Here is a 13,384-nt window from a genome sequence, read left to right as displayed (position 1 = left end):
CAGACCTGCACGGCAGGGGCACATTGACGCGGACACGCCGTCATTTCTGCCCCGCGAGGCTGCTCGGGCCGTCAAAGTGCCCCGAACCTGCGCCCGTGCCTGCCTCGGCCCGGCCCGCGCCCGCTTCGGCCCACCCACCCATGTGACGCCCCGTTACCCTGCGTGAACTGGTGTTTCCGGACCGTTGTTCCGGCCGATGACGCCGCCCTATCGTCGATGCATGGCAATTCAGGACATTTACCCCACGGCACTGCGGCTGCTCGGCCGCCCGGTGCTGGTGGTCGGCGGCGGACCCGTCGCCGCCCGCCGCGCCAAGGGGCTGCTCGACGCCGGCGCCCTCGTCACAGTGGTCGCCCCGCTCGCCTGCCCCGCCCTGAACGACCTCGCCGGTGCCGGCCTCCTTGACTGGCAGCCGCGTGCCTACCGGAGCTCCGACGTCGACGGCGCCTGGTTCGTGCAGACGGCCACGGGCGACGCCGACGTCGACGCGAGGGTTGCCGCCGACGCCGAAGCCCAGCGCATCTGGTGCGTCAACGCCTCCGACCACGAAGCCTCCGCGGCCTGGACGCCCGCCGTCGCCGTCGTTGATGATGTCAAGATCGCGGTCAACGCCGGGGGAGACCCGCGCCGCGCCATGGCCCTGCGGGACGCCGTTGCTACCGCCCTGGACTCCGGGGACCTGCCGCTGCGGCGGCACAGGCCCGGCACGCCCGGCGGAGGCGCCGGGGCAGGTGCCGGCACCGGAACTGGCACCGTGGCCCTCGTCGGCGGCGGGCCCGGCGACACCGGACTCATCACCGTCCGCGGCCGCAGGCTCCTGGGCCAGGCCGACGTCGTAGTCGCCGACCGGCTCGGCCCGCGGGAACTGCTGGCGGAACTGGCGCCTGACGTCCGGGTGATCGAGGTCGGCAAAACCCCCGGCCACCACCCCGTCCCGCAGGCCGAGATCAACAAGATCCTGGTCGATGAAGCCCGGCAGGGCCACCGGGTGGTCCGGCTCAAGGGCGGCGATCCCTATGTCCTGGGCCGCGGCGGCGAGGAGGCCGAGCACTGCCGGGACCACGGCGTCGAGGTCGAAGTGGTTCCCGGAGTCACGTCCGCCGTCTCCGTGCCGGCCGCCGCCGGAATCCCGGTCACGCACCGCGGCCTCGCCAAAGGTTTCAGCGTGGTCACCGGCCACGAGGAGCTCTCCGAGGTTCCCGCCCGGGCCGACCACACCGTGATCCTGCTCATGGGCGTGGGCCAGCTCCGCGATTCCGCGGCCTCGCTGGGACGCGCCGGTTTGCCAGCCGGGACCCCTGTTGGCATCGTAGAGAATGGCTACCTGCCGAATCAGCGGGTGACCATTGGAACGCTCGGGACCATCGCGGATCAGGCGGAGGCGGCCGGCGTCGCGAACCCTGCCGTGATCGTGATTGGCGACGTGGTCCGGGTCAGTCCGTTCGCGCCGTCGCACTTCAAGACCGCGGACTACAGCACTACCTCCCCGAACGAGCCCCGCACTGCCAAAGCCCGCGTACTGACCCCCTAACCCCGTCGATTGCTCCGAAACGGCCCTTTTCAGACCTGAAAGGGCACGTACGGAGCAACGGATGCAGAAGACCAAAGGAACACAGCCGTGTCAACGAACACCCCCGTAGGAACTGCCGCCCGCCCGCTGCGCGTCGCCGTCGTCGGATCCGGCCCCGCCGGTGTCTACGCCGCAGACATCCTGACCAAGAGCGAGGCCGTCAAGAGCGGCGAACTCACGGTCAGCATCGACCTCTTCGACCGCTACCCGGCGCCCTACGGCCTGATCCGCTACGGCGTGGCCCCTGACCACCCCCGCATCAAGGGCATCGTCAACGCCCTGCACAAGGTCCTGGACCGCGGCGACATCCGGTTCTTCGGCAACGTGGACTACGGCACCGACCTCACCCTCGAGGACCTCCGCACCCACTACGACGCCGTCATCTTCGCCACCGGCGCCATCAAGGACGCGGACCTGAACATCCCCGGCATCGAACTCGAGGGCTCCTACGGCGGCGCCGACTTCGTCTCCTGGTACGACGGCCACCCGGACGTGCCCCGCGAGTGGCCGCTGGACGCCAAGGAAGTCGCCGTGATCGGCAACGGCAACGTGGCCCTGGACGTCGCCCGGATGCTCTCCAAGCACGCCGACGACCTCCTGGTTTCCGAAATCCCGGACAACGTCTACGCCAGTCTCAAGGCCTCCCCGGTCACGGACGTCCACGTCTTTGGCCGCCGCGGACCGGCCCAGGTGAAGTTCACGCCCTTGGAGCTGCGCGAACTGTCCCACTCCAAGGACGTGGACATCATCCTCTACGCCGAGGACTTCGAATTCGACGCCGAATCGGACCGGCAGATCCAGGGCAACAACCAGACCAAGACCATGGTGGGCACGCTCACCAACTGGATCGCCGAGCAGCCCGAGGACCTCTCCGAGCTGACCGCCTCCCGCCGGCTGCACCTGCACTTCCTGCACAGCCCAGTCGAGGTGTACGACGACGCCGCCACCCCCGGCCGCGTCGCCGGGATCAAGTTTGAGCGCACCGAACTCGACGGCACCGGCAACGCCCGCGGCACCGGGGAGTTCGTCGACTACCCGGTCCAGGCCGTGTACCGTGCCATCGGCTACTTCGGCTCCGCCCTGCCTGAGGTCGAGTTCGACCACAGCAGGGGCGTGGTCCCGAACGACGGCGGCCGGGTGCTGGACGCCGCCGGCGCCCACGTGCCCGGCATCTACGCCACCGGCTGGATCAAACGCGGTCCGGTCGGCCTGATCGGGCACACCAAGGGCGACGCGCTGGAAACCGTGACCTACCTGCTGGAAGACCGCGAAACCCTGCCCTTGGCCGCGGCGCCCGCACCGGAGGCCATCGTCGGGCTGCTGGATGGCCGCGGGGTGCAGTACACCAGCTGGGAAGGCTGGCTGGCGCTGGATGCCCACGAGCGCTCGCTCGGGGAAAAGGCCAGCGCCGAAACCGGCAGCGTCCAGCGCGAACGCATCAAGGTGGTTCCGCGCGGCGACATGGTGGAGATTTCCCGCGGCGGGGTTGCCGCGGAGGTCTAGGCGCCCCGCCGCGCCCTTCGCCGCGTCGGGAAGGCGGCATTCCCGGCAGGTAGTCAGTAGGCTTACCGTCATGGACACCGCCAGGCACCCAGGAACCGGCCGATGAGGCTCCGTCACAGCAACGCGTCCGGCCGCGGCTACCGCCGGGTTCCGGCCGGAACCGGGTTCAGCTACAAGGACCTGGACGGCTCAACCCTGCCGGCCGGCCCGGTCCGGGAGCGACTGGAGAGCATCGGCATCCCGCCGGCGTGGACCGACGTCTGGATCGCGCCCTACGAGAACGGCCACATCCAGGCCACCGGCGTCGACGCCGTCGGCCGGCGCCAGTACATCTACCATCCGAGCTGGCGGGAGCGGAAAGACCGGCTGAAGTTCGACCGCTCCCTGCAGCTCGCCGAAACCCTGCCCTCCGCACGCCGGCTGGTGACCCTGGATCTGCGCACCGACGGGTTCACCCGCGAACGGGTACTGGCGGCTGCCTTCCGGATGCTGGACACCGGATCGCTGCGTGTCGGCTCGGAGCGGTACACCAACGAGAACGGCAGCCACGGCCTGGCCACGTTGCTGTGCGCCCACGTCAAGCTGCGCAACGACGAACTCCGGCTCAGCTTCCCCGCCAAGAGCGGGAAAACCTGGGAGTCGAGGATCGACGACGCCGACCTCGCCGCCGTCGTCCGCTCGCTGAAGCGCCGCGGCGGCAACGCCCGCCTGCTGGCCTACAAAAACGGCCGCAGCTGGCACCCGGTGACCAGCGCCGAGATCAACGAGTACGTCAAGGAGCGCACCGGCGGCGACTTCACTGCGAAGGACTTCCGTACCCTGCGCGGGACCGTGGCGGCGGCCATCAGCCTTGCCGACAGCGGACCGCAGGCCAAGGTCTCGGCCCGGAAGCGGGCCATCAGCCGGGCCATGGTGGACGCCGCCGCGGTGCTCGGCAACACGCCGTCGATCGCCCGGAAGAGCTACGTGGACCCGCGGCTGCTGGACCACTTCGCGGCCGGCGAAACCATCGACCCGAAGCGCCGGGACTCGGCCGAATCGGAGGTCAGGGCGTTGCTGTACCAGGAGGGCGACGTCGTCCCGCTCCGCTGAGCGGAGCTACATCCGGCCGGGGCTACATCCGGCCGAACCGGGCGCGGACCAGCGCGAAGGCCCCGTAGGCCATAAACCCGGCGCCGATCGCCAGGAGCAGGTACGGGCCGAAGGGGTGGTGCTGCAGCGCCTTGAGGCTGCCGTCGAGCCCGGTGGAGGACCCGGGGTCGTGGGTCACCGCCGCCATCACAAACAGCAGGCCGGTCAGCACCAGGGCCAGCCCCTTCGCTACGTGCCCGGCCACACCGAGGACGCTGATGAGATGGCCGCGGTGTGTGCCCTCGAAATGCGCCAGCTCTTCCTTGAACTTCTTGCCCAGGCCCTTGACCACAAAGTAAATCCCGATCCCGCCCACCGTCAGGCCCAGGCCGACCAGCAGCGGAGCGCCCAGGGGTCGGTTCATCAGGGCCTCGCTGAACGCGGCGGTGGACTCGCCCGAATCGCTGCGGAAGCCCAGGGCGAAGTTGGCGAAAGTGAAGCCGATGCTGCCGTACGCGATCGCCAGGAAGCCGGAGGAGACCAGCTTGCCCAGCCGTTGGCCGCGCGGCAGGCGCCGGGCCCGCAGGGTGGCCTCGCTCAGCTGCCACAATGCCAGACCCGCGCATCCGACGCAGCACAGCCACATCACGGCAGGTCCCCACGGGTTCGCGGCAAGCTGCTCAATTGCGCCGGTCGGCTCGGCCTGGCCCGGCGCGCCGAGCACCAGCGCGACCGCGATCGCGCCGATTACCACGTGGAGCAGTGCCATTACAGCGAAGCCCCAGCGGGCGATGACGTCCAGCACCTTGCTGTTGGAGGCGGCCTCGGCGGCGTCGGCAGCTTCCCCGATGGCGGCCTCGGGGGAGTGCGCCGCGGCACCACCCGGCAGGTCTTTGCTCAACGGTGTTCTCCCATGGCCACGAGCTTACGCGCCGCAGGCCCGCGCTTCCGCCTTGGTGCTAAGTGTGCTTACTATGTCCGTGGTGCGTGCCCGCAGCTGGCGGCACCACTTTCGAATTCGACGTCGCACGATAGGAAGCTCACTATGTCAGGTAACCTCGTAGCCCGATCCATCCACGACCTCACCGCCGGCGCCTGGTTCGGCGGTTCGCTGATGGGCGCCATTGGGCTGAACGGCGCCACGGCAGAGGCCAAGGATCCCGCCGAGCGAACCCGCCTCTCCAGCCTCGGCTGGAAGAAATGGGCCCCGTACCAGACGGCGGCCTTCGGCGCGCACTTCCTCTCCGGTCTCGCGATCATGTGGGAGAACAAGGGCCGGATGGCCAAGCAGGACGGAGTCACCCGGCTGAGCATTTACAAATCGGTGGTCACCCTGGCCGGCGCCGCCGTCACCCTCTACGCCGGCATGCAGGGCGCCAAGGTGGAGAAGCTTGCGGCCGAGGGAGCCGAAGGCGCCACCGAGCCCAAGCCGGGCGCCTCCGACGAGCTGCGTTCCGCGCAGCAGCAGCTGAAGATCCTGCAGTGGGCCATTCCGGTCTTCGCCGGCTGGGTTGTTGTCCTCGGCGCCAAGCACGGCGAAATGCAGCGGCCCAAGAACGTCTTCAAGGGCCTGTCCCGCTAGACGGACCGGATCCAGTCCGCGCAGGCATCAAGGTTGCGGTGGACGCTTTCGACGGCGGCGGCTTCGTCACGGCCGGCGATGGCGTCCACCAGCTCCCCGTGCCCCTCATCGGGGAGCCCGTTGAAGCCGTCCCGGCGCTGCTGGCGGAGCAGGTCCCGATGGAAAACCCCGCCGAAGCTGACGTAGAGCTCGTGCAGCAGCGGGTTGGCTGACGCCTGCGCCACCATGACATGGAAGTCCCAATCCGCCTGCGCCCAGCCGGCGAAGTCGCCAGCCAGCCAGGCCACGCTGCGCTGCGCCAGGAGAATCCGCATCGCCGTGACATCCGCGTCGGTGGCATGGCGGGCCGCGAGCCGGGCGGCCTGGGTGTCCAGGCCCACCCGGACCTCCAGGATGTGGGCCTGGGAATGGTCCTGGTACATCCGCTGCGCCGCGCCGGAGATTTCGCTGGTGGCGCGCACGTACGTTCCGTCACCCTGCCGGACCTCCAGCATCCCGCTGTGGGCGAGGGCCTTGATGGACTCCCGCAGTGTCCCCCGCGAGACTCCCAGAGCCGCCATCAGCTCCGGCTCGGCGGGAATCCGCTGCTGCAGCGGCCACTCCCCGGAGTGGATCGAGGCGCGCAGTTTGGCGGTCACTTCTTCGGCCAGCGGAGCCCGGTGCGGTGCGCCCGGTGTCTTCATTGCCCGGCTTCCTTAGGTGTTCCGGCCTTTGTTGCCGCCCGTCCGGCAGGGTGCCGGCCAGCTCCTGCCGTGAGCAGCTGCCCGACGGCGATCTGGCCCAGGGCGATGGCGAACAGCAGTGCCAGCGGGAGCGTCCAGGCGCCTGTGGCGCTGTGCAGCAGTCCCATGCCGAACGGGCCGACGGTAGCCAGCAGGTAGCCGGCCGACTGGGCCACGGTGGAGAGCGCCGTCGTCTCTGCCGGCGTCCGGCCGCTGCGGCTGATCATCACCATGACCAACGGGAAGATCCCGAGCCCGAAGCCGAGGAGGACGGCCGTCAGCGCTGCCCAGGAAACAGGCAGGACCAGCATCGCCAGGACTCCCAGTGCCATCGTCATCGTCGCCAGGTGGAAGGCCAGGCGCAGCCTCCGGGGGCGGGAGCCGATGGCGACGAGGATCATTCCGGCAGGGACCGAGACCAGCTGCATCAGGCCGAACATCAGCCCGCTCTCGGAAGTGGTTAGGCCGCGGGTGGCCAGCAGATACGGGAACCAGCTCAGCACGGCGTAGGCCAGGAGCGCCTGGACCGTGAAGCCGAGCGTGATCAGCACTCCGGTGCGGGTCCGCAGCAACGGCCACGGCGAGATCCGGCCGGCCTTGGCTGCCGGAGCGTTGCGGTGCGCGTGCACGGCAATCGGCAGGAAGCCCAGGCACGCGGACAGCGCCAGGATGCCGATGGTGCCCAGGCCGGCCGACGGCGACCCGAGCTGCTGGGCCGCCGGGACGATCAGCATGGCCACCACTGTGGCGCCGGTGGTCATTGTCACCGTGTACACGGCCGTCATCAGGGATGTCCGGTCGGCGAAGTGGGTGCGGATGAAGGACGGCATCGCGACGTTGCACACCGCCAGGCCGGACATGCCCACCACGGTGCCGGCCAGCAGCATCCCGGTGGAGGGGACACCGCGCAGCAGCAGGCCCCCGGCGAGCATGGCCAGCGAGAGCAGGATGGCCTTTTCGAGGCCCAGGTGCCGGGTCAGCCAGGAGGTGGCGGCCCCCGCCACGGCGAAGCACAGGGTGGGGATCGAGGGGAGCAGTGCGGCGATCAGCGGCCCGTAGCCGAGGACCTGCTGCAGTTCGTGGAACAGGGCCGCAGCCCCGGTGATGCCGGCGCGCAGGTTGAGCCCGATCAGGACAAGTGCCACGACGCCGGCCACCACCACGCCGCGCGGGCGGGGGGTCGCCGGTTGAACGGGCGGTGAAGCGACGGGTGCCGCAGTGTTGCTAACCATTCCTAAAGGTTAGACGTCTGACGTTTCAGCCCCGGCCTTTAGTGGCGAAGATCTCGCCCAGTGACACGGCCCTCCCGGGCCCCGGGAAGTGCCTCAGCGCGGGTGCCGGGAGCTGAGCCGCTGCACGGCCAGGGCCAGCCACAGCTGCACCCGGTCCGCGGTCTGGGCGGGGTCGTAACCGGTCAACTCAGTGATCTGGGCCAGCCGGTAGCGCACCGTGTTGCGGTGCAGGGTCAGCTCCTCGGCCACTGCGGCGACCGACCCGTTGTTGCCCAGGTAGCTCTCCAGGGTGGTCATCAGTTCAGCGCCGTGGGCAGCATCAAACTGCCGGAGCGGGTTCAGGGACTCGTTGGCCATGTCCGCCAGCGGCACGTCCTCACTGGCCAGCAATAGCGAGGTCAGGCTCAACCGCTCCGGCTCGTTGACGGGCAGGCCGTGGCTCGCGGCGTCGCGCGCCTCGAAATAGCTCCAGCGCAGGCCGTTCGGTTTGGTGTAGGCCCCGCCGATGCCGATCGTGGCGTGAATTCCGGCCTCGGCGAGGTGGTCGCTGAGGCTCCGGGCCAGGGCACTCGCGCCGCTGCCGTCGTCGTTGACCAGCACCACCAGGTCCTTGCCGACGACGGCAGTCACCGCCGCCGGCAGCGGCTGCGGCAGAGAGCTGCTGCCCAGCTGCTTGGTATGGGCCGCCGATTCCGCCAGCAGGACCACGTTCTTGCGGGTGCTGTTGACTCCGATGCCGGCCAGGCGCCGGGTGGCCTCGGTAGCGTCGAGCGTCCCGTGGATGACGTCCTCCAGCACCTGCCCGGCAAGGGCTCGCTGGGCCTGGCGCTGTTTGACCATGTTGTTGAGCTCGACGCTGATCAGGTTCTGCGCATAACCCACAATCCCCGAGTCCTCGAACGGATGCCGCACCCACAGGGTGCAGGCGTCGCGCCGGCCGGTCGGGATGGGGTACGACGCCCAGCCCTCCGCCGTCGGGGCCGGACTGCCCGCAGCGCTGTTGTAGAGCTGCGCCGTGAACTGGGTCAGGACGATTTCGGTGCGCAGCATGGAGCCGAGGTGCTTGAGCAGCTCGCTGAGGCCGCCGCCGGTCAGCAGCGCCCGGGCCAGCACCTGGTGCCCGGCGATCAGGCGTTCCAGTTTGGCGTAGTGGTCCGCGGACTGGGCATCGGCCACGAGCTTGCCGATCGCGATGAAGGGCGTCTCGTACGGCACTTCCACCACGGGCAATCCCCAGCGGTTGGCCTCCGCGATCAGGGCGGGCGGCACGGCGTCGTGGGTCAGCCCGATGCCGAAGCCGATCCCCACCGCGCCTGCACGCTGGACCTGGCGGACAAAGCGGCGCTGCTCGGGCGCGGTCCGGAGCCGCATCCCGGTGGTGAGGATCAGTTCGCCGCCGTTCAGGAAGCGCTGCGGGTCTTCCTGCTCGGTCACCGCGACCCAGTGGATGTCCTGGTGCCAGGTGGTCTCCGCGAGCCCGGACTTCGTCAGCTTGAGGGACGGCACCCCCAGCAGGGCGGCGAGTGAAATGGCCATAAAAAGAGGATAACCGGGGGCTGGTCAACCGCACTAAAGTCTGCCGCAGACGGTGTGCAGCTGCCTATTCCCCGCCTTGGCCCCGTGGCATAGGCTCGGAGCAGTCGCAGATCCTTCCTACCTGCCTGCTCCAGGCCAGCACGAAAGAGGTTGTACACCGTGGTTCAAACCTTGCAGAACTTCATCAACGGCGAATTCGTCACCCCCGCCGGCACCGCCCTGCTGGACATCGTGAACCCGACGAACGGCGACGTCGTGGCCAAGTCGCCGGTGTCCGTGCAGGCCGACGTCGACGCCGCCATGACCGCCGCGAAGGACGCCTTCGCCAGCTGGAAGCACGTCACCCCCGCCCAGCGCCAGCTGATGCTGCTCAAGCTCGCCGACGCCGTCGAGGCCAACAGCGACGAACTGGTCGAAGCCCAGCACCGCAACACCGGCCAGGTCCGGTCCCTGATCGCCGCCGAGGAAGTCGCCGCCGGCGCCGACCAGCTGCGGTTCTTCGCCGGTGCTGCCCGCCTCCTGGAAGGCAAGTCCGCCGGGGAATACCTTGAGGGCCACACCTCCTACGTGCGCCGCGAACCGATCGGCGTCGTGGCCCAGGTGGCCCCGTGGAACTACCCGTTCCTGATGGCGATCTGGAAGATCGGCCCCGCCCTCGCCGCGGGCAACACCGTGGTCCTGAAGCCCTCGGACACCACCCCGGAGTCCACCCTGGTCCTGGCCCGCCTCGCCGGCGACATCCTCCCGGCCGGTGTCCTGAACGTCGTCCTCGGCACGGGCGAGACCGGCGCCATGATGGTCGAACACAAGGTCCCCGGCCTGGTCTCCATCACCGGTTCCGTCCGGGCCGGGATCGCCGTCGCCTCCGGCGCGGCCAAGGGCCTCAAGCGAGCGCACCTCGAACTCGGCGGCAAGGCGCCCGCCATTGTCTTCAAGGACGCCGACATCAAAAAGAGCGCCGCCGCCATCGCGGAGTTCGCCTTCTTCAACGCCGGCCAGGACTGCACCGCCATCACCCGGGTGCTGGTTGAGGACTCCGTCCACGACGACGTCGTTGCCGCCATGGTGGAGCACACCAAGACCCTGCACACGGGCTCCCAGAACGACGAGGACAACTACTTCGGTCCGCTGAACAACGTGAACCACTTCAACGCGGTCACCTCCGTCGTGGAGCACCTGCCGGCAAACTGCAGGATCGAAACCGGCGGCCACCGCGCGGGGGAGCAGGGCTTCTTCTTCGAACCCACCATCATCACCGGCGCCAAGCAGACCGACGACGTGGTGCAGAAGGAAACCTTCGGCCCGGTCATCACGGTGCAGAAGTTCAGCACCGAGGCGGAGGCCATCGAGCTGGCCAACGACGTCGAATACGCCCTGGCCTCCAGCGTCTGGACCACGGACCACGGCACGGCCATGCGCGTCAGCCGCGATTTGGACTTCGGTGCCGTCTGGATCAACACTCACATCCTCCTCACGGCCGAGATGCCGCACGGAGGCTTCAAGCAGTCCGGCTACGGCAAGGACCTGTCCATGTACGGGGTTGAGGACTACACCCGCATCAAGCACGTTATGAGCGCGCTGGACGCTTAGAGCTCCGCCCAGCGACCCCACCCTGCCACTCCCGCCGCCGCCGGGCAGCCCCGTCGATTGACGCCGCTGCCGGGCCCGGCCGCCCGTTTCCCGCCCAGAAAGGCCTCCCCATGACCACCACCGCACACGACATCAGCTTCCGTCTTGAGCAGAAGCGCCGCGTCCAGGCCGACTTCCCGGGCCCCAAGTCCGTCGCCCTGACCGAACGCCGCAAAGCCGTCGTCGCCTCCGGCGTCGCCTCCAGCGTCCCGGTGTACGTCGCCGACGCCGACGGCGGCATCATCCAGGACGTTGACGGCAACTCCTTCATCGACCTCGGCGCCGGCATCGCCGTCACGAGCGTCGGCGCCTCAGACCCCGCCGTCGTCGGCGCCGTCAAGGAGGCCGTGGAGCACTTCACCCACACCTGCTTTATGGTCACGCCCTACGAGGGTTACGTCGCCGTCGCCGAGCAGCTGAACCGCCTCACGCCCGGCGACCACGAGAAGCGCACGGTGCTGTTCAACTCCGGCGCCGAAGCCGTGGAGAACGCCATCAAGGTGGCCCGCCTCGCCACCGGCCGGGACGCCGTCGTCGCCTTCGACCACGCCTACCACGGCCGCACCAACCTCACCATGGCCCTGACCGCCAAGGCCATGCCGTACAAGACCAACTTCGGCCCGTTCGCGCCCGAGGTCTACCGCATGCCGATGAGCTACCCGTTCCGCGAGGAGAACCCGGAGATCACCGGTGCCGAGGCCGCCAAGCGCGCCATCACCATGATCGAGAAGCAGATCGGCGGCGAATCCGTGGCCGCCATCATCATCGAACCGATCCAGGGCGAGGGCGGCTTCATCGTCCCGGCCGAGGGCTTCCTGCCCGCACTGGCCGCCTGGGCCAAGGACAAGGGCATCGTCTTCATCGCCGATGAGGTCCAGTCCGGTTTCTGCCGCACCGGCGAATGGTTCGCCGTGAACCACGAAGGCGTCGTCCCGGACATCATCACCATGGCCAAGGGCATCGCCGGCGGCATGCCGCTCTCGGCCATCACCGGCCGCGCCGACCTGCTCGACGCCGTCCACCCGGGCGGCCTCGGCGGCACCTACGGCGGAAACCCGGTGGCCTGTGCCGCTGCGCTGGCCGCCATCGGCTCGATGGAGCAGTACGACCTCAACGCCCGTGCCCGCCACATCGAGGAGCTCGCCGTCGGCAAGCTGCGCGAACTCGCCTCCGAGCTCTCCGTGGTCGGCGACATCCGCGGCCGCGGCGCCATGCTCGCGGTGGAACTGGTCCAGGCCGGTTCGAAGGAACCCAACCCAGAGCTGACCAAGGCCGTGGCCGCCGCCTGCCTCAAGGAGGGTGTCATCATCCTCACCTGCGGCACCTACGGCAACGTCATCCGGCTCCTGCCGCCGCTGGTCATCAGCGACGAACTGCTGCTGGACGGCCTCGAGGTCCTCGCCGCGGCGGTCCGCGCCAACGCCTGAACCACACCCGGGGATACCCGGACGCCACGCCCACGAGCCGCGGACTGACCAGTCCGCGGCTCGTCCGCGTCCGGGGGCCGAAAGTTACCCACAATTCGCGGCAGCGCTGGGCTAGAGTCGTTCCTACCACTGCAGGAACGCAGACCGGCCGACGTCGCCCGGACCCCCGGAGCCAAGCTGGATTCTGCCCCAGACCCATAAGGGGTTCTTACATGCGATACGTAGTTGGCTACACACCCAACGACCGCGGCGCCGACGCCGTTGCGCTGGCTTCGGCCATGGCCCGCGCCCAGGGCGCCCATCTGGACCTGGTCCACGTGGTGGACCGCAAGACCCCGTACGTCGCGCTGAATCCGCAGGGAAACCGCGTCAGCGTCGCCGAGCAGTCCGTGCTCACGGCCGAGCGGCAGGGACTGGCCCTGGTCCCCGAGGGCCTGGAGGCCCGCTTCCACGTGCGGCAGGCGGACTCCTTCGCCGCCGGCCTGATCGACGCCGCCAAGGAGTACCGGGCCGGCCTGATCGTGGTGGGTGCGGCGAGCAACGGGCTCTTCAAGCGGTACAGCGTGGGCAGTGTGGCCAACGCCCTGCTGCACGCCTCCCCGGTGCCGGTGGCCCTGGCGCCCCGCGGCTACCGGCACACCGACGCCATCACCCGGCTGACCCTTGCCGTCGGGGAACGGACCGGCGCGGAGGCAGCCATTGATGTTGCGATTGCCTCGGCCGGCCGCCGCGGCGTGCCGCTACGGCTGGTATCGCTGGTGGAGCTCGACGCCGAGGGCGACGGCGGCGAAAACGTCAACGCCGCGCACGTCCACGCCAACACGGTCCTCAAGGCCGCGGCCGAGCGGCTGCCCGAAGGCCACCACGCCAGCGTCGAGGTGGCCCACGGCCGCACCATCGAGGAGGCTATCGATGACCTGGAATGGGACGACGCCGAGATCCTGATCGTGGGCTCGTCGCGCCTGGCGGAGAAGAACAAGCTCTTTATCGGCAGCACGGCCAACAAGGTCCTGCGGGCCCTCCCCGTGCCCATGGTCGTGGTGCCGCGCGACTACGAGCGCATCGACTCAAGCCCGGAAGACTAAGGGCCCGGAGTACTGAACCGGCGCCGC

General features: G+C 69.4%; 11 protein-coding genes. 7 read left to right on the top strand and 4 right to left on the bottom strand.

What is annotated here, in order from left to right; all coding sequences use genetic code 11:
* The first annotated feature begins 220 nt into the window (after positions 1–220).
* The 3 genes from cobA to AC1DBE_RS11170 all read left to right on the top strand — a co-directional run bounded on the left by cobA (position 221) and on the right by AC1DBE_RS11170 (position 4,165).
* Positions 221–1,531 (top strand): uroporphyrinogen-III C-methyltransferase, encoded by a 1,311-nt coding sequence (gene cobA, locus AC1DBE_RS11180; protein WP_476970558.1) that lies wholly within the window; start codon positions 221–223, stop codon positions 1,529–1,531.
* 87 nt (positions 1,532–1,618) lie between these two features.
* Complete coding sequence (locus AC1DBE_RS11175; protein WP_476970557.1) at positions 1,619–3,073, top strand: FAD-dependent oxidoreductase; 1,455 nt, start codon at positions 1,619–1,621, stop codon at positions 3,071–3,073.
* Between the two features lie 102 nt (positions 3,074–3,175).
* The gene (locus tag AC1DBE_RS11170; protein WP_476970556.1) at positions 3,176–4,165 is read left to right on the top strand and encodes a DNA topoisomerase IB; all 990 of its coding nucleotides are present in this window, start codon (positions 3,176–3,178) and stop codon (positions 4,163–4,165) included.
* Between the two features lie 22 nt (positions 4,166–4,187).
* Here AC1DBE_RS11170 and AC1DBE_RS11165 read toward each other — a convergent pair whose 3' ends face one another.
* Complete coding sequence (locus tag AC1DBE_RS11165) at positions 4,188–5,045, bottom strand: DUF1206 domain-containing protein (protein ID WP_476970555.1); 858 nt, start codon at positions 5,043–5,045, stop codon at positions 4,188–4,190.
* Positions 5,046–5,189: 144 nt separating this feature from the next.
* Here AC1DBE_RS11165 and AC1DBE_RS11160 point away from each other — a divergent pair, with 144 nt between their 5' ends.
* Positions 5,190–5,726 carry a hypothetical protein gene (locus tag AC1DBE_RS11160; protein WP_476878738.1) on the top strand — a complete coding sequence of 179 codons (537 nt, stop codon included), beginning with the start codon at positions 5,190–5,192 and terminating at the stop codon, positions 5,724–5,726.
* Here the strand turns inward: AC1DBE_RS11160 and AC1DBE_RS11155 are convergent.
* From AC1DBE_RS11155 to AC1DBE_RS11145, 3 genes are all read right to left on the bottom strand, one after another.
* Entirely contained in the window at positions 5,723–6,409 is a 687-nt protein-coding gene (locus tag AC1DBE_RS11155) for a FadR/GntR family transcriptional regulator (protein ID WP_476970554.1), read from the bottom strand. The genes AC1DBE_RS11160 and AC1DBE_RS11155 overlap by 4 nt on opposite strands.
* Positions 6,406–7,680 (bottom strand): MFS transporter, encoded by a 1,275-nt coding sequence (locus AC1DBE_RS11150; protein ID WP_476970553.1) that lies wholly within the window; start codon positions 7,678–7,680, stop codon positions 6,406–6,408. The genes AC1DBE_RS11155 and AC1DBE_RS11150 overlap by 4 nt, the downstream gene beginning before the upstream one ends.
* A gap of 93 nt (positions 7,681–7,773) precedes the next feature.
* Positions 7,774–9,216, bottom strand: a complete 1,443-nt coding sequence (locus tag AC1DBE_RS11145; protein ID WP_476970552.1) for a PucR family transcriptional regulator — start codon at positions 9,214–9,216, stop codon at positions 7,774–7,776.
* Between the two features lie 159 nt (positions 9,217–9,375).
* On the opposite strand from AC1DBE_RS11145, the gene AC1DBE_RS11140 reads away from it, so the two are divergent.
* The 3 genes from AC1DBE_RS11140 (at position 9,376) to AC1DBE_RS11130 (ending at position 13,357) form a co-directional block, all read left to right on the top strand.
* Positions 9,376–10,806, top strand: coding sequence for a gamma-aminobutyraldehyde dehydrogenase (locus tag AC1DBE_RS11140; protein ID WP_476970551.1), 1,431 nt, complete (start codon positions 9,376–9,378; stop codon positions 10,804–10,806).
* 110 nt (positions 10,807–10,916) lie between these two features.
* On the top strand, positions 10,917–12,272 hold the full coding sequence (gene gabT / locus AC1DBE_RS11135) for a 4-aminobutyrate--2-oxoglutarate transaminase (protein ID WP_476878743.1): 1,356 nt from the start codon (positions 10,917–10,919) through the stop codon (positions 12,270–12,272).
* Positions 12,273–12,484: 212 nt separating this feature from the next.
* Positions 12,485–13,357, top strand: coding sequence for a universal stress protein (locus tag AC1DBE_RS11130; RefSeq protein WP_476878744.1), 873 nt, complete (start codon positions 12,485–12,487; stop codon positions 13,355–13,357).
* Positions 13,358–13,384: the final 27 nt, after the last annotated feature.

The sequence above is a fragment of the Arthrobacter sp. 10T416 genome (genome assembly GCF_056394165.1).
This window is presented reverse-complemented; position numbering and strand designations above follow the sequence as displayed.